Below are 25,298 nucleotides of genomic sequence, written 5' to 3'. Positions count from 1 at the left end.
GTGGCGGCCACGGCCTAGGCCGGGCCGATCACCGGCCCCTCCTGCCAGCCCGCGCCGTCGCGCCAGTAGTGCTGGAGCCGGCGGTCCGTGCGCAGGACGATCACCTCCAGGTTGAACCCGAAGCTGCCCTGGAGCATCCCGGTGACCGCCAGCACGTCGTGCCCGAAGACAGCGGAGCGCTGCCAGGCGGCGCCGCCCGCGTTGCCGCGCCACCAGTGCTCGACGCGGCCGCCCTCGGCCGTCACGCACAGCTCGTAGTTCCCGGCGGTGTCCTCGTCGGCCGCCCCGTTCTGCCCCTCGATGAGGCAGGGCGCGGAGGTGATGCCGGAGCCGAAGACCTCGCCGGGGCGCCACACGAACCCGTTCGGGTCGTCGCGCCACCACAGCTGCATCCGGCCGTCGGCGCGGGTGGCGACCAGGTCGAGGTGGCGGGCGCGGGTCTGGACCAGGGCCGGGCCGAAGTGGGCGATGCCGGAGGCGAAGCGGCCGCCGTCGTTCCAGGTCCAGGGGGCGCCGTTGATCCGCCACCAGTGGTTGAGGCGGCCGTCGGCGGTGCGGACGACCACCTCGAAGTTGCCGGGCGCCCCGTAGTCGCTCTGGATGAAGGCCGGGGTCGACCCGACCGCCGCGTCGCCGGGGCCGAAGGCGCCGCCGTCGCGCCAGGCCCCGCCGAAGTGCTCGTAGTACCAGTGGCGCAGCCGGCCGCCGGTGGTGACGTGCAGCGACTCCATGTTCCGGTTGTACGTGGTCCCCGTGAAGGCGGGCTGGCCCGAGGCGTCGGTGGCGAAGGTCTGGGCGCGGGTCCACGCGTAGGGGGCGTCGCCCTCGCGCCACCAGTGGCTCAGGGAGCCCCCGCCGCCCCCGCCCTCGCCCTCGCCGCCCCCGCCGCCCCCGCCGCTGAGCGCCGCCATCTCGAAGTTGCGGTGGGCGCGGCCGTTGCCGCTCTCGTAGACGTTGCCGGTGTGCAGGCGGCGCTTGCTCCAGGGGTCGATGTTGGTGCCCTGGAGCCCGCACTTCGCCCAGTCGTCGATCCGCGCCTCGCCGTACGCGATCCGGCCGTAGCCGCCCACGTGGTAGCCGGTGCCCCAGGAGTTCTTGAACAGCCAGCAGCCGGCCGCGTCGTCGTAGCCGGTGATCAGGACGCAATGGCCGCCCGCCAGGCGGTCGCTGGTGCTGTGGTAGACGCCGGAGCCCAGGCCGAAGAAGTCCTCGTACACGTCGAAGCAGGCGGTCAGCGGGCCCACCGTGTCCAGCCAGACCTTCTGCTGCTCCACGTCGCCGAGCAGGACGTGGCCCCCGGTGATGCGGACGGTCCGGCCGGAACGGTCCCAGCTCGGCGTGTACTCCGCCCGCCAGGCCTCCCGGCGGTCGACGGGGGTACCGGGCGGCGGTGGGGAGTACGGCCAGCAGCCCGGGTCCGCGAGGCCGCCGTTGGTCCGTATCCAGTCGAGGGCGGCCTCGGGGCTGCCCGTCTGTCCGCAGGTGGCCTTCGTCCCGTCGTGCACGTCTCCCTCGGACCGCTCGGCCCACACGTGGTGCTCGATGCGGGCCATCGACTCCACCAGGCCGGCCGCCCCGAACGCCCAGCAGGCGCTGCACGGGTTCTGGTCCTTCACCTTGGTGAGCCAGGGCCGTCCCCACCGGCTGCGCCAGTCCACGGCGGACGGCCGGGCGGGGGCCCCGGTTGGCGGGGCCGCACGGGGGGTGTCGGTCCCGGTGCCTGCTCCGGTACCGGTGCCGCTGCCTGGCAGCAGCCCGTGCGCCGCCCTGCGCCGGTTGAGGTGCGGATTGCCGCTGGCATGGCCTACGAGGCTGCGCAGATCCACCGGCGACGCCGCCCCGGCGGGGGTGAGTTCCGCAGCCGCCGCCGTGGCCGCGCCCAGGCCCAGGGAGGCCCTCGGGACGGGATCCCCGTCGGCGAGGTGCTCGCTCACGGACCACCGCGCCCCGCGCCCCGCGAGCACCGCCCGCAGCTCCCCCGCCGTCTGGACACGCCCCTCCGACTGCTCCGGCATTCCGGCCCCCCCAACGCACCTACGGATCCGAGCCCCGGGAGCGTCCACCTGCACGGAGGGCGCGTCAAGGGGGTCCGTACGGTCGCGCGGCGGCACGCGGGGGCGCTTGCCGCCCGGCCCAAGGGTTCCGGGGAGGGCCCGGGCGTACGCCGTTGTCGTCCCGCACGCGTGATCTTCGGCGCAGGTTCAGGTACCGGTCACTCGGGCCGAGCGCGGCCGGCCGCGCAGGGCGGGGAGGCGGGCCCAGTCTTCGGCTCCGGACATGCCCTCGCCCAGGGCCAGGAGCGAGAGGAGCCGCACGGGCCTGCCGGCTGTGGCCGCGGCCTCCAGTTTGTGGTGGCCGTCGAGGAGGAAATGAGTCAGGCACCAGTGCTCGCAAGGGTCGTCCGCCAGGCCGAGGGCGGACTGACACAGGTCCAGCGTGGAGATCGCCACCGCCGTGGGAACCGTTCCCCCCTCCATGAGCGCGACGTACTCCTCGACGCGCTGCTCCTTGTTCCACGTCGGGGGAACCATGGGCACGACGAACTCGTAGAGGTGGGCGTCCGCGTCGACGGCGGTCTCGAAGGTCCGGTAGTACGGAGTGTGCGGGTACTGCGGGAGGCCCCAGAACTGATCGACCCCCCACCCCGCGACCTGTTCGTCGCTGAAGTAGTCCCCCTCCTTGCCGGGGAGGACCAGCCGGGGTTCCACCTCCAGGAGCAGCGGAAGGTACTCGCCCTGCGGCAGCAACGCACCGAACGCCTCGATCACGCCGCCGTCGTCCAGATCGTCCAGGGCTCCGGTCAGCCGTTCCTGCATGGTCTCCAGGGACAACCTCTCCGTCGCGCCCTGCAACCGGCGGAACAGGAACGCGCACGTCCCGCAGGGGAAGTTGAGCTCGAAAGCAGGCTCTTCGTCCACCGTCAGCACGTGGCGCCGCGGCCCACCACCGACCTCGTGCCGTTCCATACCGAAGCGCAACCGCGCCTCGGAATCAGGGACGCCGAGGGTGCGAGGGCTGTCCGTTTTGATCATCACGGACCGACCGTACGGGACACCGGGTATCGGCTCCGTCAACGCAGGAGCGCGTGCCGTGCCCGCCCACGAGGGCCCCGGCCGGGCGCTGCCGGTTCTGGGCGGGCAGCGCCGGGGGTGCGGTCGCTACTGGACGGGGAGCGGGACCGGGAGCGGCGGGGCCGGGACCGGGAGCGGCGGGGCCGGGACCGGGAGCGGCGGGAGGCCCGGCAGACCGAGGCCGGTGAGCAGGGCGACCAGGGCGGCGACCAGGTCGGTCACCACGTCGGTGGCCTTGGCCTTGGCATCGGTGGAGCAGCCGCAGGGACCGGCGGCCTTGGTGAGCCCGTCGACGGAGGCCTTGAGCTTGTCGATGGCTCCGGTGGCCAGGTCCAGCGGGCCGACGGCGGGCTTCGCCTTGTGGGCGGCGACGGGGAGCGCGACGGGGAGCTTCGGCGCGTCGACGGGGAGCTTGGGGGCCTCGACCGGGAGCTTCGGCGCCTCGACGGGCAGCTTCGGGGCCTCTACGGGGAGTGCCGGGGCCTCCACCGGGAGCTTCGGCGCCTCCACCGGCAGCTTGGGGGCCTCGACCGGCAGCTTCGGCGGGTCCACCGGGAGGTTCGGCGCGTCCACCGGCGGCACCGGTACCGGGAGGGCCGGGGCGGCGGGCAGGGTCTTCTTCAGCTCCGCGAGCGCCGCCTCGATCTTCTCCTTGAAGGCGGCCAGGTCCGCCTCCGGGATCTTGCCGTCCGGGGACTTCAGTACCGCCGCGAGGAGGTCGGTCACCGGCTTCAGCAGCCCCCCGACGCCGCCGAGCGACTGCACCTGGGCGAGCAGCGCCTCGGTTCCGGGGATGGCCTGACGGGTCGAGGCCGCCGGGGTCTTCGCGGGGGTGACGGCGGACTGCGCGAGGCCGGGGGACGCGGCCAGCAGGGTCACGCAGAGGGCGGCGGGGACGGTGTAGCGGGTGAGGCGGCGCAACGGACTCTCCTGTCGGCGGGACACCGACACCGATGGGGACAGCGATGCCGGGATGTCAGGGGTGTGCCGGGGACGGGACGTGACCTGGCACGTGACACGGGCCGTGACATGGGACGTGTCACGGTCCACTCATGGACACCCCGTCATCTCCCGCAACCGGAGCCCCTGTTCGCCCCGCGCCGACACGCCGCGCAACCGGCCTACGGACGCCCGTGACCTGCGTGTACACCGTCACCCTCGGCCGATGCCCCGTCAGGCGGGCCCGCCACCACGAGGCACCGCCGCCACGAGGCACCGTCCCGGCTACGGGGTCATCGACTGCCCGCCGATCCCGGGCACCCCCGCCAGCTGCCCCTGCCACCACGCCGCCACCTCGTCGCGGCTCATGTCCGCCCAGGCCGGGGTCCGCTCGACCTGGGCACGCCCGAGCCTGCGCGCCAGGGCGACCAGCTCCCGCCCGGCCCCGCCGCGCACCTCCTCGTACCCGCGCAGCAGCTCCTCGACGGAGTCCGCCCGCCGCCAGCCGTCGGCGAAGGCGGTGGCGTCCTGGAGGGCCTTGGCGGCGCCGCTCGTGTTGTGCGGGCGTACGACACTGGCCGCGTCCCCGGCCAGCAGCAGGCGGCCGGCCGTGGTGCGGGCGGTCTCCAGGTCGTAGATCGGCTGGACGAAGGTGTCCCGCGGGTCCGTCGCCGCGAGCGCCCGGCCCCAGTACGGCGGGAACTCCCGCTCCAGCAGCGCCCCGAGGTGCTCCGTGAGCTCCGGGGTCAGCCCGCCGGGCGGGAAGCTCGTCGGGTCGTCGTAGCGCAACTGCCCGTTCCGCGGCGGCGGGGCGTAGAGGACCCAGTTCACCCGGGGCCCGTCCGGCCCCGGGATGCGGTAGATGACGCAGGTGCCGCCGGAGAAGCAGACGGTGGTGACCGCCGCCGGATGCGGGTCCACGGCGTCCGCCGGCAGCCGCCCCGCGTCGAGGTTGCCGCGCCAGCACACGTACCCGGCGTAGTGCGGCCGGGACTCGGGGCAGACCGCCCCGCGCACCACGGACCGGTAGCCGTCCGCGCCGACGACCAGGTCGTACCGCTCGGCCCCGCCGCCCGCGAGCCGCACCTCCCCGTCCCCGGCCACGCCCGTCACCGTCTCGCCCTGCCGGTAGACCACCGCGTCCGGGACCGCTTCGCGCAGCCCGCGCCAGAGCTGTCCCCAGTGGTACGAGTGGAACGGGAACGGCTGCTCCCAGATCAGCCGGCCGCCCGCCCCCGCCTGCGGGTCGCGCACCACCCACCGGCGGCGCTCCAGCCGGTGCGCGGGAATCCCCTCGGGCAGCGCCCCGCTCGCGCGCAGTTCGACGGCCCGGTCGTCGTGGACGCACAGCCCGACCCCCCGGTCCGCGAGCCGCCCGCGCGTGCGCTCCAGCACCACCACCTCGGCCGCGCCGGCCCGCGCGGCGGCCGTGGCGAACGCACAGCCCGCGATGGAACCTCCGACCACCGCGACCGAACCCGTACCGCTCCGCATGGCCGCTCCTCCGCCGTGACGAGTCCCCCCGGGGCCCGACACCCTACTGGCGCTCCGGGTGCTCCCACCTGACCTCGCCGTCGTGCCGCTGGTCGGTGGGGGTGAGGCCGCTCGCGCGGGCGACGGCCGCGGATGCGGTGTGGTCGGGGTGCACGTGCGCGATGACGGCGTGCACCGCCGCCTGGGTACGGAGCCACCCGACCGGCCCGGCTGCGGCCTCGGCGGCGATGCCGCGCCGCTGCCAGGGCGTGCCGATCACCCAGGCGACCTCGGCGACGCCGCCGCTCACGGTCGCCTGCACGGTGCCGACCAGGCGGCCGGCGCCGTCGAGCCGCACCACCCAGTTCCACCAGGTGACGGCGGGGTCCGGCGACCCGGCGGCGAGTCGCGCGTAGCGCGTGCGCAGCTCCGGCTCGGTGAGGGGGGCTCCGCCGACATAGCGGTGCAGCTCCGGATCCCCGAGCACGGTGGCCATCTCCTGCGCGTGCGCGGCCTCCAGGGGCAGCAGGGTCAGCCGGCCGGTCCGGATGATCACGCCAAGGCCGCGAAGGCCGCCCAGGCGGCGGGGGTCAGTCGGATCACGGGCCCGTCGGCGTTCTTGCTGTCCCGGACGGCGACGGTCCCGACCACGTTGGTGGCCACCTCGACGCACTCCGTGTTGGCTTGGTCGCTGCTGTAGCTGGACTTCACGAACTCGTACTCGTTCACGGGCTTACATACCTTTGCTGATGGCATCGATCAGGCTCACGGAGTCGTGCGGCGCAAGACTCAGCCGTGACACCCGGGCGAAGGCCCGGCCGTACGCCTCGTTCGCCTCCGCCCCTTCTGCCCACAGGGTAGATCCGATGGTCTCGGCATAGCCGACGTCCAGCGCCCCGGGCTCCGCGAAGGAGACGATGTTGAACGAACCGTCGACGCCGTGGTGCCTTCCCGCCCGGAAGGGCAGGACCTGCACGTGGACATGCGGCAGCTTCGCCATCTGCACGAGGTGGTCCAACTGCGCCCGCATCACCTCGACGCTGCCGACCTGGTGGCGCAAGGCGGCTTCCCACAGCACCGCGTGGAACTCCAGTGGCGAGTCGCCCCACAACCGCGCCTGCCGCTTGATCCGCGAGGTCACCAGGGCCTCGATCTCGTCAGGGTGCGACCAGTTGGAGGTGACCCCCAACGCCCGTACGTATTCAGGGGTCTGGAGCAGTCCAGGGACCAGCGCGGGATGCCAGGTACGGATGCGTGTGGCGACCTCCTCCATCGCGATGTACTCGCCCAGGCCACCCACGATGGGCATGTGCTGCCACCAGCCCTTGGCCTTGCGACGCTCACGATCCAGCTTGGCCAGTGACAGCAGGCTGCGAACCATCGCCTCGTCCGTCACTCCGTAGAGCTTGCACAAGGCCACGATGTCCGGGTCCCGGAACGGAACCCAGCCGCGCTCCATCTTGGCGACCTTGGCCGCCGTGGCACTCAGCACCTGCGCCGCTTGCGGCTGGGTCAGGCCGGCAGCGTCCCGCAGGCGCAGCAGCTCCCCGCCCAGCCGGCGCGCCAGCACCGTGGATACCCGATTGTCCGTGGGCACTTGATCGACCTCCTCGTACCCGAGGCAGTCTTCCGCGCCCGGCCCGACCCGCACAACTACTCCCTGGGGATATATTTCCCCGCTTTAGCTTGCACCCCAGACCCGGCCCGCCCTACGGTCGGTAACGAACTACTCACCGCACAGAGTCAGTTGGCGGAAGCGCACCGGGCTGCCCGGCATGCCACCGCCCGTACCGGAGGTGCACAGCCATGGAGCGTCACGACGTACGGAACTACCCGCCCCGCCAGGACTCCGTACCCGCCGCCCGCCGGCACACCGCGTGGCTCGCCGTGGCGTGGGGGCGGCCCGAGCTGGCGGCGGACGCGGCGCTGCTGACCAGCGAGCTGACCACCAACGCCCTGCTGCACGGCTCCGTGTGGGACCGGTACTTCCGGGTCGAGGTCAAGCTCACCGGAGCAGTGCTCCGCATCGAGGTCACCGATCCGAAAGGCGAGCGCCGTCCCGAACCGCGAGCGGCGGTCGCCGACTACGACCAGTTCGGGCGCGGGCTGCACATCGTCAAAGCCCTCGCGGAGACATGGGGATGGAACGACCGGGTCGTCGGCAAGACCGTATGGGCGGAGCTGGCGCACGGACGATGAGCGTGAGCGGTGATCAGGCCTCGCCGCAGATCTCGGAGCCCAGCTGGACTACACCATTGCCGTCGGCGCCAAAGAGCCAATCCAGGAAGCTCATGACCTTCCTCCTGCGGGTGTCTCGGATCCTTTCAGTACTCCACCGATCCCCCGGGTCGGCAATCTCAGGGGGCTCTCCCGCGAGCCCGGAGCCTCATCGCGGAGGGCACAGGGTCCCCCGTTAGGCTGATCGACATGGATGGGTGGACGGCGCCGAGTTCCATCGAGCGCGAGCTGTACGAGGCCAAGGCGCGCGGGGACTGGGCCGGGTACCTCGACGTCCTCGCCCGCAGCGAGCTGTTCCTGGCGCAGTCCCGGGCCCAGGTCGACGCCGAGCCCGCGCAGGCGCGGTTCCATCCCACCCCCGACCGGCGCTGCCTCGTCGTCCACACCCGGGGGATGCTCCCCGCCCCCGACCCGCACACGGTGTACCTGCCCCGGTCCCTCGCCTGGTTCGCGAACGCCTGGGACTCCGCGGACCCCCCGCACCTGGCCGTGAACCCCGGCTCCCCCGCCGAGGCCTACCTCACCACCACCCCCGCCGACCTCGCCCGCTGGCGCGCCCACTGGGACGCCGCCGCCCCGGTGTGGGGGCTCGCCCCCGGAGCCCTGCACTCCCTGCACGTCGGTGGCCCGCTGCACGGGCCCGTCGCGCACGGGCTCGCCGTCGGCGCCCATCTCTCCGTGACGAACGGGGAGTTCTGGAACGCCCTCGCCTACCACGGCCACGGCTACACCCGCGAGCGCGAACGCCTGCTCCAGAGCTGGGACATCACCGACTCCGCGAGCTGGCACCGGGTCCTGCGCGGCCTGCTCTCGGCCGAGATGGTCAGTCCCGTCTGGGAGTTCGCGCTGCGCGTGCGCCGCCTGCTCGCCTCCGACTTCGCCGGCCCCGTCGACCCGGAGCACTGGCGGCACGCCGCCGCGAGCGCCCTGCGCCGGGGCGCCGAGCGGGCCGCCGAACCGCAGCTCACCCCCGAGGGGGTCACCCTCGCCGAGCCCCGGCCCACCGCAGAAGTGGAGGGGGAGATCGCGGGCGTACAGCGGCTGATCGGCCGGATCGCCCGCTACGAGCAGCGGTTCCGCGCCGACGGACTGCTCCCCGGGGACGGCTGGGTCCGCTCCGTCGAGGGCTGGGACCACGGCCGGGCCTCGCAGATGGCCCGCTGGGGGCTGGGCGCCCGCTACGGCACGCTCGGCGAGGCCGAACGCGGCGTCCTGGCCGCCGGGGAGGCCGCGCGCGGGGTGTACCGCTCGTGGGAGGAGTTCTCCGCCGGGTACGCCCTGGCACGGTGTCTGCACTTCGACGAGGAGGAGTTCGGCGAGTGGTACGCGGGCGCACTGGCCGCGCACCTCACCCTGGCCACCGATCCGGCGAGCCCCTGGCTCAACATCCCCTGGCGGACGCCCGAAGGAGCCTCATGACGCAGCAGGGAAGCCTCACGACGGAGTGCATGCAGGGCCCGGCCGCGCTACGGGCCGCGGACGCGTTCGGGCTGGTCTACGCCGAGGCCTTCGCGGAGGCTCCGCACCACGAGACGGAGGAGGAGGTCGCCGCCGCCCGCCTCCGCTTCCCCGCACAGACGCGCAGGCCCGCCTTCCGCGCGGCCCTGGCCCGTACCCCGGACGGCGAACCGGCCGGCATGGCCTACGGCTGGACGCTCCAGCCCGACGCGGTGTGGTGGGACGAACTCACCGAGCCCGTGCCCGACGCCGTACGGCGGGAGGACGGCCGCCGTACCTTCGGGCTCATCGAGCTCGCCGTGCGCGGGCCGTGGCGCGGACAGGGCGTGGCGCGGCGGCTGCACACGGCGCTGCTCGAAGGCATCACGGCCGAGCGGGTGCTGCTGAAGGTCCACCAGGAGGCCGCGGCGGCCTCCGCCGCCTACCGGGCGTGGGGCTACCGCAAGATCGGCGAGGCCCGGCCCCCGAGCACCGACGCGGGCCCGGACGCTTACCTCCGTGACGTGATGCTGCTCGACCTGCGGAACTGAAGGCGGGCAGCCCTCAGCGCCGCGGGAGACGCGCGAGGGTGACCGCGCGGAGCAGGCAAGGAGCGTGTCGGGCAGCCGGCCTCGCGTGCGGCGGAGTCCGACTGGAGGGTGAAGCTGTAGCCGAAGAGGAACGAGAACATCAGTTGAAGTGTTCTCCCGGCTGAAGCCGGGAGATTCCTGCTTACCTTGCGGCAGTGGGCTTGACGCGCTTCGCGCGCCTGACGACTGCCCTTCCGGCAGCCGGGATGAGCGCGTGGCCCATCCGGTACAGGTGCAAGACGTTGCGGGCCGCGTTCCAGTCGGCGTTGCCCGACCAGCCGCAGCCACGGCGGGCGCGGCGCTGGTGGCCCCCGCTCTGGCGGGGCTGCGCCGCGACCATCCGGGCGTGCGGATCGACCTGCGGATGACCGACCCCGAGGACCCGCTGCTGGAGGTGGAGCAGGGCCGCGCGGACCTGGCCCTGGTCATCGCGCCGCGGACGCGGCCGCGCGAGGACGTGGAGCTGGTCCACCTGCTCGACGACGCGTACGACGCCGTGCTCCCGGCCGGGCACCGGCTCGCGTCCAGGGAGACGATCGCCCTCGTGGAACTCGCGGACGAGCAATGGGTCGGCAGCGAACCGCCCGGACCCTGCCTGGAGCCGGTCCTCGAAGCCTGTGCGGCGGCGGGCTTCAGCCCGGACTTCGTGGTGCAGAGCGAGGACTACCCGACGGCGCAGGGGTTCGTCGCGGCCGGCCTCGGCATCGGCCTCATGCCGCGGATGGGCCTGGGCCCCGGGCCCGGGTCGGGGACGCCGGCCGTGGCGGGCGGCCGCCATCCGGGGGTCGTCGTACGCCCGGTCCGCGATCCGCGTCCGGTCCGGTCCGTGTACGCGGCGGTCCGCAAGGTGTCCCTGGGCCGGCCCCCCGTACGCGCCCTGCTCGAAGCGCTCCGGCAGGGCGCGGCGCCGAGGCGGTCGGCTTCGGCCTGAGGCCGCTCCGACTTCAGGCCGCCGACGCGATGCGCGTCTCGAGCGCCTTGCCCTTCGAGTCCGCGTCCGCGAGCGCCCGTGCGTACGAGGCCTCCGCGAGCGGGATGAGCTCGGCCATCGCCGGGACCGACGTGGCCAGGGTCAGCTCGGGGACGATGAAGTCGACCTCGGCGCCGATCAACTCGGTCAGCACCCCCTCCAGGTAGTTCGTCGCGTACTCCAGGCCCTCGCGGGGGGTGCCCGCCGCGTAGGAGCCGCCGCGGCTGGCGACGACGGTGACCGGCAGGCCCTTGAGGGGCGACTCGGGGCCGGCGGTGCGGCCCATCAGGATGACCTGGTCGAGCCATGCCTTCAGCGTGGAGGGGATCGAGAAGTTGTACATCGGGGCGCCGATCAGCACGGCGTCCGCCCGCTCCAGCTCCTCCACCAGCTTCAGCCGCTCGGCGAAGGCCGCGGCCTGCTCCGGGGTGTGCGTGGAGGGGTCGGCGAAGGCCGCGGACACGGCGAGGCCCTCCAGGTGCGGTACGGGCTCGGCGGCCAGGTCGCGGTAGACGACCGTGCCCTCGGGGTTCTGCTCCTCCCAGGCCTTGCGGAAGGCGGCGGTCACCGCACGCGAGGTGGAACCGGCGGGGTTCAGGGACGAGTCCAGGTGCAGAAGCGTGACCATGACGGCCTCCAAGATGGGCGGGTGCATTTTCGTACGTCACTATTCATAACACAGTCACTTACTTTTTCTCACCCCCTAAGTCGCGGGTAGTACCCTGAGGCCATGGCGGACGAGGCGGGCAAGACGAAGCACCAGGACACCGGGGCCTGCAGCCGGGTGAGCGACGGCATCACCCAGGTCTTCGGGCTGCTCGGAAAGCGCTGGACCGGCGTGATCCTGGCCTCGCTGATGGAGGGCCCCGTCCACTTCGCGGACCTGCGCAGGTCCATCGCCGGCATCAGCGAGCGCATGCTCTCCGACCGCCTGGTCGAGCTCGCCGCGGCCGGCCTCGTCCTGCGCGAGGTCGACGAGGGACCGCCCCTGCGCGTGGCCTACCGGCTGACGGACCGGGGCGCCGCCCTCAAGCCCGCGCTCACGGAACTGGGCGACTGGGCGGAGAAGTGCCTACTCAAGGACGGGGAGAGCTACTGATCAGCGGCCACCCGGCACCGACCGACCTGCCGTAGTCGCCCCGCGTCCGCGCGAAATCGCACGCGGGCCGGCGCCCCGCCCCCTTACCGTTCCGCACATGACTTCTGTACTGAACGACACTGTGCGGGGGCTTCTCGACGCCCCTCATCCGGCGGTGCTCGCCACGCTCAACCCCGATGGCAGTCCCCAGAGTTCGGTGGTGTGGGTGACCCGGGACGAGGACGAGATCCTGATCTCCACCGAGCGCGGCCGCCGCAAGGAGCGCAACATCGTCCGGGACGCCCGGATCGGTCTCACCGTCTTCGACCTGGCCAATCCCTTCCTCTACGCCGAGATCCGCGGCACCGCCACCGTCACCGAGGACACCGGCCGGGCCATCGCCGTCCGCATCGCGGAGGAGTACCAAGGTCCGGGCGCGGGCGCGGAGTACGCGAACGCCCCGGCCGAAGAGGTACGGGTCGTCCTGCGCCTCACCCCGGCCAAGGTGCTCGGCAACGCGGCCCGCTGACCCGCCCTCCTACGGGAGCCCCGGCCGCACCGCCGTCCAGGCGTCCACCGCCGCCGCCAGGGGGTCGCCCTCCGCGAGGTACGGCCGGGCCGGTTCCGTACAGCGGATCAGGTTCTTGATGCGGCGCAGCCGGAGGATGTCGGGGCGCGGCAGGTCCCGCCAGCCCCTGGCCTGCGCCGCCGCCTGGTCCGGGGTCAGCTCGAAGTGGGCCAGCACGTCCCGGCACAGGGCGGCGGGGTCCCGGTCGGAGTCCCCGGGCTCACCGGGTCCGAGGTGTCCGATCACGTAGGCGTGTACGTACGGCCGTTCCTCCGGCCGGCCCAGCCGGTCGAGGGCGGCCAGCGCGACCCGGGCCCAGCGCAGCCGCACCCCGTCGGACAGCTCGTCGTTCTGCATCGAGCGCGTGGCCAGGCACCGCAGCGTTTCCGAATGCGGCTCCTCCAGCAAGGGCGGCCCGGTGGCCAGCCAGTCCTCCAGCTCGGCCAGCGCGTGCCCGTCCGGCGGCACGTACGTCAGCACCTGCCCGCGGGCGAGCAGCGCGACCACGGGTCCGGTGAGGTGCACCTTCGCCACGTGCCCCGCGTCGAAGGACCCGACCGTGCGCCCGTACCGCTCGATCCCCCGCAGCCTGGTCCGCAGCTCGCCCGCCGCGTACACCTGCCCGGCTCGCGCCACCCCGCCGATGCACCGCACCACGCAGACGCCGCCCGAGACATCGGCGGCCTCGACGGCACACACCTGCAACTCGGCGAAGGACACCCTGCCCCACCCCCCTTCCTGGGCCGGGAGGCTACCGGGCCGGAGTCGGCACCACCCGGTGTTCGCCCTCCGAAGCGGCGGGGCCGGGCCGGCGCGGGGCGGCCCGCAGTCCGTACAGGGCCAGGCCGATGGCCGGCAGGAAGACCGCGGCGGCCACCTCGAATCCGAAGGCGTAGCCGCCCGGCACGGCCGCCGGATCGCCGATGGCCAGCAGCGAGGCCGTACGGGCGTCGGCCGCGGAGGTGATCAGGGCGAGGCTGACGGTGGGCCCGGCCAGGATGGCCGTGTTCACCACGGCTCCGGCGAGCGCGGACCGCTCCTCCGGGACACCGGCGACGGTCCCCACGACCGCGGCGGACATGAGGGTGCCGATGCCTCCCGACAGGACGACCAGGCCCAGCAGCACCGTCGGCGTCGACCCCGTACGCAGTCCCGCGCTCCCGATGAGCAGGAGGCCGGAGGCGATGACGGCCAGTCCCGTCACCGCGACCGCCTGGACGCCGTGGCGGGCGACGACCCGGCCCGCGAGGAAGGCGACCACGAGCAGCGTCGCGCTGTAGGGAACGAAGGCCAGGGCGTTCTGCAGCGCCGAGTACCCGCGTTCCTGCTGGAACCAGAGGGCCAGCAGGAAGGCGGTGCTCGCGCCGATGGCCGGGCCGAGCAGCGCGCAGAGCAGCGCGGTCACGCGGTACCGCGAGGCGAGGAAGGACAGCGGCAGCAGGGGGGCGCGGACGCGCTGCTGGGCGAGGACGAAGGCGGCGAGGAGTACGGCGCCCAGGGCCAGGGGTACGAGGACCCGCGCCGAGGCCCAGCCCTGCGGCCCGACCATCACGAGGCCGTAGCCGGAGGTGGAGAGGCCGAGGGTGGCGAGTACGGCGCCGAGGAAGTCCACGGGTACCCGTACCGGCGCGGGACCGGTCGGCAGCACCCGGGGGGTGAGCACGAGCACGGCCACGGCCGCCGCCGCGAACAGTCCGAAGGTCCACCGCCACGACAGCCAGGTCACGAGTGCCCCGCTGAGGATGATGCCGAGCGCGGCGCCCAGGCTGGACAGCAGGCCCCAGACGGCCAGCGCCGCGGCCCGGGCCCTGCCCTCGGGGAAGACCCCGCGCAGCAGTGCCATGGCCGGGGGCGCGGCGAGCGCGGCCCCGCAGCCCTGTACGAAGCGGGCGGCGAGCAGCACCCAGGGGGCGGGGGCCAGCGCCGCGGCGAGGGACGCCGCGCCGAACAGGGCCGTGCCCAGGGTGAACAGGCGGCGCCATCCGATCCGGTCGGTGAGCCGTCCGCCGAGCAGCAGCAGCCCGCTGAAGGCCAGACCGTAGAAGGCGCTGACGAGGACGAGGTCGCCACGGCTCAGGACGAGTTCGCGCTGCATGGCCGGTCCGGAGGCGAAGGCGACCGAGACCGATGCGTTGAGCAGGAGCTGCACCGCGGCGAGGGTCGCGAAGGGCACCCGCGTACCGGGCGCGGCGGGTGGCCCCTGAGGCAAGTCGTCCATGCCGCGCAGTCTGGCAGCGGCTCACGGGCACCGCCGTGGGCCGGGCGCCAGTCCGTCAGGTCCTGAGCCGACGGACCCCAGGGGTCCCAGGGATCTACGAAGCCTTCGGCAGGAGCACCACTCGACTGCCGTGCAGTTCCCCGTCCTCGATGCGCCGGTGGGTCCGGGCCCCCTCCGCCAGGGAGGCCCGCTCGACGGAGCGGGCGCGCAGCCGGCCGCTCGCCAGCAGGCGGTTGATCGACACGGAGGCTTCGGCGAGTTCCGCCGTGGTGGCGTGGGAGATGACGAAGCCGACGATCGAGCCGTCCTTCATGTAGAGCGCTCCGGCCGGCAGGACCGGCTGGGAGCGGGCACCGGCGAGGAGCACGATGCGGCCGCGGTGGGCGAGTGCGCCCACGGCGCCGGTCAGGTCGTTCGTGCCGGAGGTGTCCACATGGAGGTCGATCCCCCGCGGGCTGATCTCGCGTATGCGGTCGGCCAGTTCGGGGTCCTTGTAGTCGAGGACCGCCGTCGCGCCGAGGAGGCGGCAGTGTTCGGCGTCGCGCGCGGAGGCGGTGGCGATGACCCGGGCTCCCGCCTCGACGGCCATGACGACGAGGGCGCTGCCCACGTTCCCGGCGGCTCCGGCGATCAGTACGGTCTCGCCGGCCCGGACCCGGCCGTGCGTGAACAGGGCGAGGTAGGCGGTGCCGGCGGGGTGCACCAGCGCGACCGCTTCCGCCGGGTCCACGCCGGCGGGCAGGTGGTAGAGCCGGTCGGCCGGAACGGCGGCCCGTTCGGCGGCGGCGCCCTGACGGCCCCCGTGGCCGAGGCTGTTGGACCAGACCCGGTCGCCGACGGCGAAGCCCGGGGCTCCGGGACCGGCCGATACGACCGTCCCGACGAGGTCGCGGCCGATGACGAACGGGAACTCGACCGGGGTGCGGAAGAGGCCCGACCGCACGAAGGTGTCGACCGGGTTGACGGATACCGCTTCGACCTCGACCAGAACGTCCGTCGGGCCGGGGGCCGGAGGGGCGATCTCGCCGTAGCGGATGTTCTCGGCGGGACCGAGTTCTTCGATGAAGGCTGCGCGCATGACCCGATCCTCCCAAGCCGCCCCGCCCCGCACGCAGGGCGCGGAGGAGGCTTCGTCAACTCCTCGCCGGGAGGGGGCCGGTGATGAAAAGACCGAAGGGCCGCGCGGGGGACGGGCGGCCCTTCGGGGGTGTGGGGGGATCAGGGGATCAGACGGACTCGGCGGCCCGCGTCTCGCGGATCTTCGCGGCGAGCGCGTCGAGCAGCTGCCGGAGCAGGCCGATGGTGATCTCGTCGGTCAGATTGCCGGACTCGTCGAAGCGCTCGTGGGCCCGGAAGATCTGGAGCTCCGGCTTGCCGACGACCTTGGAGTCCGTCCACAGGAACGACTGGCGCAGCGCCAGCTGGGCGCGGACCGTACCGAAGTTGGTCGGCGCGGCGCCCGCGATCGCGATCGGCTTGGCGGCGAGCGAGGAGACCGGCGAGGGGGCGATCGGGCGGCTCGCCCAGTCCAGCGCGTTCTTCAGGACGCCGGGGATGCCGTAGTTGTACTCGGGGGTGGCGATGAACAGGCCGTCCGCCTCGGTGATGCGGCGGCGCAGGTCGGTCGCCGCGGCCGGCGGGGTGGCGTTGTCGAGGTCCGTGTCGTACGGAGGAATCTCGCGCAGGCCCTCGTAGATCTCGATGGACAGGCCACTGGGGGCGAACTTCTGCGCGGCGCGCACCAGGGCGCTGTTGAGCGAGGCGGCACGCAGACTGCCGGAGATGGCCAGAATCTTGAGATCGGGCATGAACTTCTCTTCCGTGAAGGTGACATGAGCGGTGAACGCCGTGCCCGGCAGGCCCGTGCGCAGAAGTCGGTGGGATGTGCGGGAGTCTGGCCGCAGGCGCGGGTGGGCTTCAACCGCGTACCGGCGTATCTGTCAGCTGTCCGGGATGCGGTGACGTCCGGCCTTGCGAGACAACTGAACTGAACTGTATAGTTCAGAAAACTCGGGAGGGACGGCAGGACGACGTCCGACCACCAAGAGAGAAGGCATCATGACCACGCCCGGTTCCGCAACCGACCCCACCCCCACCGCCGCCGCGAGCCGTTCGGTGGTCGACGTGCTTCAGCCGGTCCGCGCCCTGGAGGGCGAGGGATTCCCGGTGCGCCGCTCCGTCCCCACACCGCGCATCCCGCAGCTGGACCCCTTCCTGACGGTCGACCAGGTCGGCCCCGTGGCCCTCGGACCGGGCGAGCCCAGGGGCGGCGACCCCGAGCACCCGCACCGCGGCTTCGAGAGCATCGCGTACGTCCTGGACGGAGACATCGAGTACGCGGACTCGACGGGCAGCCGCGGCGTCGTACGTCCCGGCGGCGTGCGGTGGCTCACGGCCGGCGCGGGCGTGCTGGACACGGCGCGGCCGACCGCGGCCTTCCGCGAGGCCGGCGGCCTCCAGCACCACCTGCAGATCTGGGTCAATCTGCCCGCCCGCCTCAAGGGGGTCCGCCCCCGCACCCGCCACCGCGGCGCCGAGCTGATCCCGGTCGTCCGCGAGCTCGACGGCTCCTGGTTCAAGGTCATCGCGGGCACGGCGCTCGGCGTGACCGGACCCTTCCCGACCCTGGTGCCGGTGACCGTCGTGCACGCGTCGGTGGCCCCGGGCAGCAGCGCCGTACTCCCCGCTCCGGCGGGCCGCAACGCCGCCGTGTACGTCCTGTCCGGCAGCGGGAAGGCCGCCTCGCGGGAACTCGTCGACGGGGACCTGGCCGTCCTCGCGCACGACGGCGACAGCGTCCGGGTCGAGGGCGGGCCGGTCGGCGCCGACCTGCTCTTCCTGTCCGGTGAGCCGATCGGCGAACCCGTGGTCCGCAGCGGCCCGTTCGTCATGAACACCCCACAGGAGATCGACCGGGCCTTCGACGACTACGCGAACGACCGCCTCGGCCGGTACGAGGACTGCCGGTACGAGGACTGACCGGCGCCGGGCGGCCGGCCCTACTGGTCGACCCCGTACTGGTTCAGGAACATCGCCACACCGCCCTGTACGAGACGCTCCGCGAGGTCCTCGTCCAGGGCGGTGCCGTACACGCCGTAGACCAGGTGCGGGGACAGCACCAGGCCCGAGAGCTGGAGCACCGCCAGCTCCATGTCCGGGATCCGGAGCAGACCGCGGTCGTTGAGGCGGCCGAGGGCCGTGGCCAAGGTGGCGTGCTGGCGGCCCGGACCCTCCTCCTGCCAGGCGCTCCCCAGCTCGGGGAACCGGTGGCGCTCCCCCGCGATCACATTGCGCAGCGCCAGCACATCGGGTGCTGTCAGGCCCGCGACCCAGGTGCGGCACGCCTCCACCAGGTCCGTGCGGATGTCGTCTGACTCGGCGAGCTTGGCCTGAATCACCGACTGGGCCACCTCCAGCGCCTCGTCGAGCGTCTGCCCGATCACGGCGTTGAAGAGGTTCTCCTTGCTGCCGAAGTGGTTGTAGACGGTCACCTTGGAGACCCCCGCCTCCGCGGCCAGCAGGTCTATGCCGGCCCCGAAGCCGTCGCGCAGGAACACCGTGCGCGCCGCCTCCAGGATGGCCTGGCGCTTGCGCGCGGCGCGGGCCCCGGTGGGGACGGCGGGCTGCTCTGCCGTGGTGCGCGCCTTCATGTCGATCCCCTACTCCTCGGCGGTGGGAATCCAGTCTAGGTCCCAACTGAACTGAACCGTTGCGTTCAACTGAACTGAACTGTATGGTTCAGTCATCGGAAGGCGCCGGAACGGGCGCCGGCCGGGGAATTCGAACCAGCCACAGCATTCGAGCGGACTTTCCAGGAGGCCATTTCCATGAGCGAGACCCAGACGCCCCTCTTCGGGTCGCGAGCCCAGATCCACGTACAGGCCACCCCGGCCGAGGTGTACGCGGTCGTCAGCGACCTGGCCCGCAGCGGCGACTGGAGCCCCGAATGCCTGGGCGGCGAATGGGCCTCCGGCGCCCCCGGCGCGGTCGGATCGGTCTTCCGCGGCGAGAACCAGCGCAGCGAGGACGTCGTCTCCTGGGCCCCGGTGGTGCGCGGCAAGTGGACCACCCACGCCGAGGTCGTCGAGGCCGAAGCCGGCCGCACCTTCCAGTGGGCCATGCACAACAGCTCCGGGGTGAAGCAGGACAGCGTCTGGGGCTTCTCCATCGAGGCCGAGGGCGCGGGCAGCCTCCTCACGCACCACTTCCGGATGGGCACCGCCACGGAGGGAATCGTCGGCATCACCGCCGAGATGGACGCCGACGCCCAGCAGAAGTTCTTCGCCGAGTGGGGCGAGAAGGTGGCCGGCGACCTCGCCGAGACCCTGCAGCGCGTCAAGCCGGTCATCGAGAAGACCGCCTGAGCCCATCGGGCGGCGAGCGGCCCGAGAGGCGAGCGGCCCGAGAGCGGACAGAGATTACCCCGAGAGACCAACTGACCTTTTCTGTAAGAGACTTGAGAACGGCGAGACGATGATTCTGCAGCGCATCGGCAACAAAGGCATCCGGCTCGGGACGCTCTTCGAGCGGGCCGCCAGGAAGCACCCGACGAACGTGGTGATCCTGGACCACGACCTGGACATCGCCCCGGCACTGGGCCGCCGGGCGACCGTGGCCGAAGTCGCCGACCTGATCGACGACTTCGCGTCCCGGCTCTGGGCCGCCAAGGTCCGCCCCGGCCGACGCGTGGTCGTCTACAAGTCCGACGGCTTCGACATCACGCTGCTGGCCTGCGCCGTGGCCCGCATCGGCGCCGTACCGGTGCTGCTGTCGCCGAAGCTCGACGGCGAGACCGTTGCCGAACTCGTGCGCCGCACCGACCAGCCGTACCTCCTCACCGACCAGGACAAGCTGGAGAACGAGCTGCCCGCCTCGGTGTTCGCGGAGGCCGAGCAGGTCCTACTCACCTCCGGCAGCTACCAGCAGGCGACCGAGCTGGCCTCCCTCGCCGGGGTCGGGCGCGTCCCCTCCGTGACCATGCCGCCGGACCACCCGACCCTGATCACCCACACCTCGGGCACCACCGGCACCCCGAAGCTCGCCGTCCACACCGGTCACACCCTCCAGGCGCGCTACCTGCCGCAGGCGATGATCACCAAGCCGCTCATCCGGGGCCGCGAGACCATCGCCATGCACGTCTCCTTCGTCCACTCACGGCTCATCACCGCACTGGCCATCTCCCTCTTCCGCGGCTTCCCGATCGTCGTGCTCCGCGACGGCGACCCCAAGCAGGCCGCCGACCTCTTCGCCCAGCTCCGCCCCGGCATCCTGGAGGCCCACCCCAACTCCTTCATGGAGTGGGAGGAGCTCGCCGACGACCCGCGCGGCCCTCTGGCGAACGTGAAGCTCTTCAGCAGCACCTTCGACGCCATCCACCCGCGGACCGTCCAGCGGCTCCTGGCCGCCACCCGCCGCAAGGCCCCGGTCTTCGGCCAGCTGTACGGGCAGAGCGAGATCGGCCCCGCCGTGGCGCGCTCCTTCTCCAAGCGCCGCGGTCTCGACGCCGACGGCCGCTGCGTGGGCATGCCCTTCCCGGGCATGACCGACGTCCGTGTCGTCAGCCGCAACGGCCTGCCCCCGTCGGAGACCAACCCCGGCTTCATCGAGGTCAAGAGCGACGGCCGGATCGTCACCTACCTCGGCGAGCAGGAGCGCTACGACAAGCAGGTCAACGACGGCTGGTGGCGCATGGGCGACGTCGGCTACCGCACCAAGTGGGGCTGCGTGCACCTGCTCGACCGCGAGGTCGACCTGATCGAGGGCTTCGGCTCCACCCTCGCCGCCGAGGACACCCTCTTCACCCGGCTGGACGAGCTGGCCGAGGTCATCATCATCCCCGACGAGAACGGCCACGCCGTGCCCGTCGTATGCACCAAGGACGACAAGCCGCTGGACCTGAAGGCCTGGCAGTCGGCCGTCTCGGGACTCCCGCGGATGGGCGAGCCCGTCCAGTGGCGCCAGTGCGACCTGCCGCAGACGGCCACCACCAAGATCAAGCGCCTGGAACTCGCCCGGCTGCTCACCTCCGGCGCCACCGCCGGCCGATCCCTTCAGGAGCAGGTCTGATGTCGAGGCTGATCATCGTCGGTGGCGGAATCGGCGGGCTGGCCACGGCCCTCGCCGTCACCCGGCAGGGACACACCGCACTCGTCCTGGAACGCGCCCCCGAGTTCGCCGAGATCGGAGCGGGCATCCAGCTCGCCCCCAACGGGATCCACGCCCTGGACCAGCTCGGCCTCGGCGAGAGCGTCCGCTCCACCGCCGTCCTCATGGACGAGCTGCGCTTCATGGACGGCGTCACCGGCGAACACGTCGTGAGCATGGACCTGACCGACACCTACCGGGAGCGCTTCGGCAACCCGTACGCCGTCGTCCACCGCGCCGAACTGCACACCAAGCTGCTGGAGGCCTGCCGGGCCTCGGAGGCGATCGAGCTGCGCAGCGGCGCGCCGGCCGCCGGGTACGAGCAGGACGCCTACGGAGCCTCGGTCGTCCTGGAGAACGGTGAGCGCATCACCGGCGACGCCGTCATCGGCGCCGACGGCATCCACTCGGCCATCCGCGGACAGCTCGTCGGGGACGGCGCGCCCCGCAACACCGGGATCACCGTCTACCGGGCGATCATCCCGATGGAGCAGATCCCCGAGGACCTGCGCCACCTCACCTCCGTGACCTGGTGGACCGGGCCCGGCTGCCACTTCGTGCACTACCCGATCGCCGGCGGCAAGTACCTCAACCTCGCGGCGAGCAGCGACAACAAGGCCACCGAGACGGTGGCCGGAGTGCCCGCCTCCAAGGGCGACGTCCGCCGCGAGTTCGCCTCGCTGGGCGAGGACGCGCAGCGGCTGCTCGCCCTCGGCGAAGGGTGGAAGTCCTGGGTCCTCGTGGACCGGGACCCGGTCGCGAACTGGACCGACGGACGGGTCGTCCTGCTCGGCGACGCGGCCCACCCGATGCTCCACTACGTGGCGCAGGGCGCCTGCCAGGGCCTCGAGGACGCCGTGATCCTGGGCGACCTGCTCGACTGCGACACCTCCGAACTCCCCCAGCGCTTCGAGAAGTTCAACGCCGAGCGGCGTGAGCGCACCGCGAAGATCCAGCTCCTCGCCCGGGAGAGCATCAAGCTCTGGCACACCCAGGGACCCGCCGCCTCGGCCAGGAACGCCCAGCTCTCCTCGTACTCCGCCGACCAGCTCCACGACTACGTGGCCTGGATGCACGGCGCCCGCACCCTCGACGACACCCGCACCCTCACCACCACCCTCGCCGACAGCCGCAACACCCCGAACGGAGAACAGCGATGAGCAGCAACGGACGTACCCAGGTCGCGATCATCGGCGCCGGCCCGCGCGGACTGTCCGTGCTGGAGCGGCTGTGCGCCAACGAGCGCGCCAACCCCTCGCACCCCGCCGTCACCGTCCACGTCGTCGACCCGTCGGCGCCGGGCGCCGGACAGGTGTGGCGCCCGGACCAGTCCCAGCTCCTGCTGATGAACACGGTTGCCTCCCAGATCACCATCTACACGGACGACAGCGTCCGGACCGAGGGCCCGATCGAGCCCGGCCCGACCCTCTTCGAGTGGTCGCGGAGCGTCGCCGGGGGCGGCGCGGCCGCCGCGGGCCTCCTCGAGTCCACCGTCGCCGAGGCCCGCCGGCTGGGCCCGAACACCTACCCCACCCGCGCCTTCTACGGCAGCTACCTGCGCGCCACCTTCGAGCGCGTCGTGGCGAACTCCCCCGCCCACGTCACCGTCGAGGTGCACGCCTCCCGCGCCGTGGCCATGGCCGACACGCACGGCGTACCGGGCGGCCCGCAGGGCGTACGGCTGGAGAACGGCGTCCGCCTCAACAACCTGGACGCCATCGTGATGGCGCAGGGCCACGTACCGGCCCGGCTCACCCCCCGCGAGGCCAAGACCGCGAGCCTCGCCCGGATCCACCACCTCACCTACGTGACGCCCGCCAACCCGGCGGACCTGAACCTGCACGTCGTCAAGCCCGGCGAGAACGTGCTGCTGCGCGGCCTGGGCCTGAACTTCTTCGACCACATGGCGCTCTTCACCGCCGGCCGCGGCGGCACGTACGTCCGGGGCGAGGACGGCCGGCTGACCTACCTGCCCTCGGGCAACGAGCCCAAGCTGTACGCCTTCTCCCGGCGCGGCATCCCGTACCACGCCCGCGGAGAGAACGAGAAGGGCGCCTACGGCCGCTACCTGCCGCGCCTGCTCACCCCCGAGGTGATCGCCGACATGCGCCGCCGCTCCGCGGACGGGGACGGCATCAGCTTCTCCGAGGACCTGTGGCCGCTCATCTCCCGCGAGACGGAGAGCGTCTACTACGGCGCCCTGCTGAAGAACAAGGGCCGCGGCAGCGAAAGCGAAGGGTTCACCGCGCGGTTCCTGTCGCTGGAGCAGGAGCAGGACCGCGAAGCGCTGCTGGACGCCTACGGCATCGAGGCGGCGGAGCGCTGGAGCTGGGACCGGCTCTCCCGCCCCTACGGTGACCGGGAGTTCACCAGCCGCGAGGACTTCAAGGCCTGGCTCGTCGGGTACCTGGCGCAGGACGTCGAGGAGGCCAGGGCCGGCAACCTCAGCGGCCCGCTCAAGGCGGCCCTGGACACCATGCGGGACCTGCGCAACGAGATCCGCCTCGCCGTCGACCACGGCGGCCTGACCGCCGACTCGCACCGCGACGACCTGGAGGGCTGGTACACCCCGCTCAACGCCTTCCTCTCCATCGGCCCGCCGGCCTCCCGCATCGAGGAGATGATCGCCCTCATCGACGCCGGAGTGCTCGAACCGACCGGTCCCGGTACGGAGATCCGCGTCGACACCGCCGCGGGCGACCAGGCCACCTTCGTCCTGCGGTCCCGGCTGGTGCCCGGCCCCACGGTCCGCTCCACCGTGCTCATCGAAGCCCGGCTGCCCGAGCCCGACCTGCGGCGCACCGACGACCCGCTGCTGCGCCACCTGCTCGACACCGAGCAGTGCACCACGTACCGGATCTCCGGCGGCGACGGCTCCGGCTACGAGTCCGGCGGCCTGGCCGTCACCGAGCGCCCGTACCGGCTGCTCGACGCGCGCGGCCGGGCCCACCCCCGCCGGTTCGCGTACGGGGTGCCCACCGAGTCCGTGCACTGGGTGACGGCGGCCGGCATCCGGCCGGGCGTCGACTCGGTCACCCTCGGCGACTCCGACGCGATCGCCCGCTCCGTACTCGCCCTGACGGCCGGCGCCACGGTCCCGGCGGGCGTCGCACCGATGCCGGCCGAGACCGACCTGACCGGGGTCCTGGTATGAGCACCCCCGCCGCTTCCGCCGGCCGGCAGGACGCGCTCACCGACGCGGGGCTACTGTCCCCGGTACGCGCCGGCACCCCGGCCGAGGAAGCCGTCTGCGATCTGGCCTGGCTGCAGGCCATGCTCGACGCGGAGGCCGCCCTCGCCCGCGCCCAGGCGGGACTCGGCACCCTCCCGAAGTCCGCCGCCGACACCATCACCGCGGCCGCCCGGGCCGGGAACCTCGACCTGCGGGCCCTCGCCCTCGCCGCCCGGGAGACCGCCAACCCCGTGGTCGGCATGGTGCAGGCGCTGACCCGGGTGGTCGCCGCCGAGGACGCCGGAGCCGCCGAGTACGTCCACCGGGGCTCCACCAGCCAGGACATCTTCGACACCGGCGCCATGCTGGTGTCCTCCCGGACCCTGCGCCTGGTCCGGGCCGACCTGGCCCGTACCGCCGCCGCCCTGGCCGTACTCGCCGGGGAGCACCGGGACACCGCGATGGCGGGGCGCACCCTGGCCCTGCAGGCCGTACCCACGACCTTCGGGCTGAAGGCGGCCGGCTGGCGCCAACTGGTCCTGGACGCGGACGAGCGGCTGGGCCGGGTCCAGGAGAGCGGGCTGCCGGTGTCGCTCGGCGGAGCCGCCGGAACGCTCGCCGGATACCTGGAGTACGCCCGGATCGACGGCGCGGGCCGCTGGCCCGAGCCCGGTGAGTACCTGGACCGGCTGGTCGATGCCTACGCCGCCGAGACCGGCCTCGCCCGTCCCCTGCTGCCCTGGCACTCGCTGCGCACCCCGATCGCCGATCTCGCCGCCGCGCTCGCCTTCACCTCGGGCGCCCTGGGCAAGATCGCCATCGATGTGCAGACCCTGGCCAGGACCGAGATCGCCGAGGTCGCCGAGCCCGCCGTGGCCGGCCGCGGCAGCTCCTCGGCCATGCCCCACAAGCGCAATCCGGTCCTGAGCACCCTGATGCGCAGCGCCGCCCTCCAGGTCCCGGCCCTCTCCGCGGCGCTGGTGCAGTGCCTGGTGTCGGAGGACGAGCGGTCGGGCGGCGTATGGCACGCCGAGTGGCAGCTGCTGCGCGAATGCCTGCGGCTGGTCGGCGGTGCGGCCGCCACGGCCGCCGAGCTCGCCGAGGGCCTCACCGCCAGGCCGGAGCGGATGCGGGCCAACCTGCTGCTGACCGGCAGCCAGGTGGTGTCCGAGCGGATCGCGGCCGTACTGGCTCCGCTGCTGGGCAAGGTGGCGGCGAAGGAACTGCTGACCCGGGTCTCGGCCGCGGCCGAGGCGAGCGGCCGGCCCCTGCACGAACTGCTTGCCGAGGAGCCCGCACTGCACGGCCGCTGGACCGCGGACGAACGGGCGCGGCTGTGTGATCCCGGTACCTACACCGGGGGCGCCGGTCCGCTGGTGGACCGGGCGCTGGCTTAGCCG

General features: G+C 73.1%; 25 protein-coding genes and 1 pseudogene. 12 read left to right on the top strand and 14 right to left on the bottom strand.

Annotation, left to right across the window (positions count from 1 at the left end; genetic code table 11):
* Window positions 1-14: 14 nt before the first annotated feature.
* The 7 genes from OG435_RS23780 to OG435_RS23750 all read right to left on the bottom strand — a co-directional run bounded on the left by OG435_RS23780 (window position 15) and on the right by OG435_RS23750 (window position 7,080).
* The gene (locus OG435_RS23780; protein ID WP_266879515.1) at window positions 15-2,015 is read right to left on the bottom strand and encodes a C1 family peptidase; all 2,001 of its coding nucleotides are present in this window, start codon (window positions 2,013-2,015) and stop codon (window positions 15-17) included.
* A gap of 186 nt (window positions 2,016-2,201) precedes the next feature.
* On the bottom strand, window positions 2,202-3,032 hold the full coding sequence (locus OG435_RS23775) for a hypothetical protein (protein WP_266882016.1): 831 nt from the start codon (window positions 3,030-3,032) through the stop codon (window positions 2,202-2,204).
* A 126-nt stretch (window positions 3,033-3,158) separates the two neighbouring features.
* Window positions 3,159-3,992, bottom strand: a complete 834-nt coding sequence (locus OG435_RS23770) for a hypothetical protein (RefSeq protein WP_266879513.1) — start codon at window positions 3,990-3,992, stop codon at window positions 3,159-3,161.
* 303 nt (window positions 3,993-4,295) lie between these two features.
* Window positions 4,296-5,504: an FAD-dependent monooxygenase gene (locus tag OG435_RS23765; RefSeq protein ID WP_266879511.1), complete on the bottom strand. Its 1,209-nt coding sequence runs from the start codon at window positions 5,502-5,504 to the stop codon at window positions 4,296-4,298.
* A 43-nt stretch (window positions 5,505-5,547) separates the two neighbouring features.
* Window positions 5,548-6,039 (bottom strand): GNAT family N-acetyltransferase, encoded by a 492-nt coding sequence (locus tag OG435_RS23760; protein ID WP_266879509.1) that lies wholly within the window; start codon window positions 6,037-6,039, stop codon window positions 5,548-5,550.
* The gene (locus OG435_RS23755; protein ID WP_266879507.1) at window positions 6,036-6,212 is read right to left on the bottom strand and encodes a DUF397 domain-containing protein; all 177 of its coding nucleotides are present in this window, start codon (window positions 6,210-6,212) and stop codon (window positions 6,036-6,038) included. The genes OG435_RS23760 and OG435_RS23755 overlap by 4 nt, the downstream gene beginning before the upstream one ends.
* A gap of 4 nt (window positions 6,213-6,216) precedes the next feature.
* On the bottom strand, window positions 6,217-7,080 hold the full coding sequence (locus tag OG435_RS23750; protein ID WP_266879505.1) for a helix-turn-helix domain-containing protein: 864 nt from the start codon (window positions 7,078-7,080) through the stop codon (window positions 6,217-6,219).
* Window positions 7,081-7,289: 209 nt separating this feature from the next.
* On the opposite strand from OG435_RS23750, the gene OG435_RS23745 reads away from it, so the two are divergent.
* From OG435_RS23745 to OG435_RS23735, 3 genes are all read left to right on the top strand, one after another.
* Complete coding sequence (locus tag OG435_RS23745; RefSeq protein WP_266879503.1) at window positions 7,290-7,682, top strand: ATP-binding protein; 393 nt, start codon at window positions 7,290-7,292, stop codon at window positions 7,680-7,682.
* A 228-nt stretch (window positions 7,683-7,910) separates the two neighbouring features.
* Window positions 7,911-9,140, top strand: coding sequence for a DUF1266 domain-containing protein (locus tag OG435_RS23740; protein ID WP_266879501.1), 1,230 nt, complete (start codon window positions 7,911-7,913; stop codon window positions 9,138-9,140).
* Entirely contained in the window at window positions 9,137-9,709 is a 573-nt protein-coding gene (locus OG435_RS23735) for a GNAT family N-acetyltransferase (protein ID WP_266879499.1), read from the top strand. The genes OG435_RS23740 and OG435_RS23735 overlap by 4 nt, the downstream gene beginning before the upstream one ends.
* A 181-nt stretch (window positions 9,710-9,890) precedes the next feature.
* On the opposite strand, the pseudogene OG435_RS23730 reads toward OG435_RS23735, so the two are convergent.
* Window positions 9,891-10,031: pseudogene (locus tag OG435_RS23730) on the bottom strand (RNA-guided endonuclease TnpB family protein); the annotation flags it as partial.
* Between the two features lie 21 nt (window positions 10,032-10,052).
* Here OG435_RS23730 and OG435_RS23725 point away from each other — a divergent pair.
* Window positions 10,053-10,679, top strand: a complete 627-nt coding sequence (locus tag OG435_RS23725) for a LysR substrate-binding domain-containing protein (protein ID WP_323187889.1) — start codon at window positions 10,053-10,055, stop codon at window positions 10,677-10,679.
* Between the two features lie 13 nt (window positions 10,680-10,692).
* On the opposite strand, the gene OG435_RS23720 is transcribed toward OG435_RS23725, so the two are convergent.
* A complete protein-coding gene (locus OG435_RS23720; protein WP_266879497.1) occupies window positions 10,693-11,346 on the bottom strand; it encodes an FMN-dependent NADH-azoreductase in 654 nt (217 codons plus the stop codon).
* 102 nt (window positions 11,347-11,448) lie between these two features.
* Between OG435_RS23720 and OG435_RS23715 the strand changes: the two genes are divergently transcribed.
* Together OG435_RS23715 and OG435_RS23710 are read left to right on the top strand one after the other, a co-directional pair.
* The gene (locus tag OG435_RS23715) at window positions 11,449-11,817 is read left to right on the top strand and encodes a winged helix-turn-helix transcriptional regulator (RefSeq protein WP_266879495.1); all 369 of its coding nucleotides are present in this window, start codon (window positions 11,449-11,451) and stop codon (window positions 11,815-11,817) included.
* A 97-nt stretch (window positions 11,818-11,914) separates the two neighbouring features.
* The gene (locus OG435_RS23710) at window positions 11,915-12,325 is read left to right on the top strand and encodes a PPOX class F420-dependent oxidoreductase (protein ID WP_266879493.1); all 411 of its coding nucleotides are present in this window, start codon (window positions 11,915-11,917) and stop codon (window positions 12,323-12,325) included.
* A gap of 9 nt (window positions 12,326-12,334) precedes the next feature.
* Here the strand turns inward: OG435_RS23710 and OG435_RS23705 are convergent, their stop codons facing one another.
* The 4 genes from OG435_RS23705 to OG435_RS23690 form a co-directional block, all read right to left on the bottom strand.
* A complete protein-coding gene (locus OG435_RS23705; protein WP_266879491.1) occupies window positions 12,335-13,084 on the bottom strand; it encodes a hypothetical protein in 750 nt (249 codons plus the stop codon).
* A gap of 31 nt (window positions 13,085-13,115) precedes the next feature.
* Window positions 13,116-14,582 carry an MFS transporter gene (locus tag OG435_RS23700; RefSeq protein ID WP_266879490.1) on the bottom strand — a complete coding sequence of 489 codons (1,467 nt, stop codon included), beginning with the start codon at window positions 14,580-14,582 and terminating at the stop codon, window positions 13,116-13,118.
* A 94-nt stretch (window positions 14,583-14,676) separates the two neighbouring features.
* Window positions 14,677-15,660 (bottom strand): NADPH:quinone reductase, encoded by a 984-nt coding sequence (locus tag OG435_RS23695; protein WP_266879488.1) that lies wholly within the window; start codon window positions 15,658-15,660, stop codon window positions 14,677-14,679.
* A gap of 148 nt (window positions 15,661-15,808) precedes the next feature.
* Window positions 15,809-16,390 (bottom strand): NADPH-dependent FMN reductase, encoded by a 582-nt coding sequence (locus OG435_RS23690; protein WP_266879486.1) that lies wholly within the window; start codon window positions 16,388-16,390, stop codon window positions 15,809-15,811.
* 250 nt (window positions 16,391-16,640) lie between these two features.
* On the opposite strand from OG435_RS23690, the gene OG435_RS23685 reads away from it, so the two are divergent.
* A complete protein-coding gene (locus tag OG435_RS23685; protein WP_266879484.1) occupies window positions 16,641-17,561 on the top strand; it encodes a pirin family protein in 921 nt (306 codons plus the stop codon).
* Between the two features lie 20 nt (window positions 17,562-17,581).
* On the opposite strand, the gene OG435_RS23680 is transcribed toward OG435_RS23685, so the two are convergent.
* The gene (locus tag OG435_RS23680; protein ID WP_266879482.1) at window positions 17,582-18,232 is read right to left on the bottom strand and encodes a TetR/AcrR family transcriptional regulator; all 651 of its coding nucleotides are present in this window, start codon (window positions 18,230-18,232) and stop codon (window positions 17,582-17,584) included.
* A 177-nt stretch (window positions 18,233-18,409) separates the two neighbouring features.
* Between OG435_RS23680 and OG435_RS23675 the strand changes: the two genes are divergently transcribed.
* The 5 genes from OG435_RS23675 to pcaB all read left to right on the top strand — a co-directional run bounded on the left by OG435_RS23675 (window position 18,410) and on the right by pcaB (window position 25,295).
* A complete protein-coding gene (locus OG435_RS23675; RefSeq protein WP_266879480.1) occupies window positions 18,410-18,946 on the top strand; it encodes an SRPBCC family protein in 537 nt (178 codons plus the stop codon).
* Between the two features lie 109 nt (window positions 18,947-19,055).
* Entirely contained in the window at window positions 19,056-20,648 is a 1,593-nt protein-coding gene (locus OG435_RS23670) for a class I adenylate-forming enzyme family protein (RefSeq protein WP_266879478.1), read from the top strand.
* On the top strand, window positions 20,648-21,886 hold the full coding sequence (locus OG435_RS23665; protein WP_266879476.1) for an FAD-dependent monooxygenase: 1,239 nt from the start codon (window positions 20,648-20,650) through the stop codon (window positions 21,884-21,886). The genes OG435_RS23670 and OG435_RS23665 overlap by 1 nt, the downstream gene beginning before the upstream one ends.
* On the top strand, window positions 21,883-23,880 hold the full coding sequence (locus OG435_RS23660) for an FAD/NAD(P)-binding protein (protein WP_266879474.1): 1,998 nt from the start codon (window positions 21,883-21,885) through the stop codon (window positions 23,878-23,880). The genes OG435_RS23665 and OG435_RS23660 overlap by 4 nt, the downstream gene beginning before the upstream one ends.
* Window positions 23,877-25,295, top strand: coding sequence for a 3-carboxy-cis,cis-muconate cycloisomerase (gene pcaB / locus OG435_RS23655; protein ID WP_266879472.1), 1,419 nt, complete (start codon window positions 23,877-23,879; stop codon window positions 25,293-25,295). The genes OG435_RS23660 and pcaB overlap by 4 nt, the downstream gene beginning before the upstream one ends.
* The last annotated feature ends 3 nt before the right edge of the window (window positions 25,296-25,298 follow it).

The sequence above is a fragment of the Streptomyces sp. NBC_01264 genome (assembly GCF_026340675.1).
Classification (GTDB): Bacteria; Actinomycetota; Actinomycetes; order Streptomycetales; family Streptomycetaceae; genus Streptomyces.
This window is presented reverse-complemented; position numbering and strand designations above follow the sequence as displayed.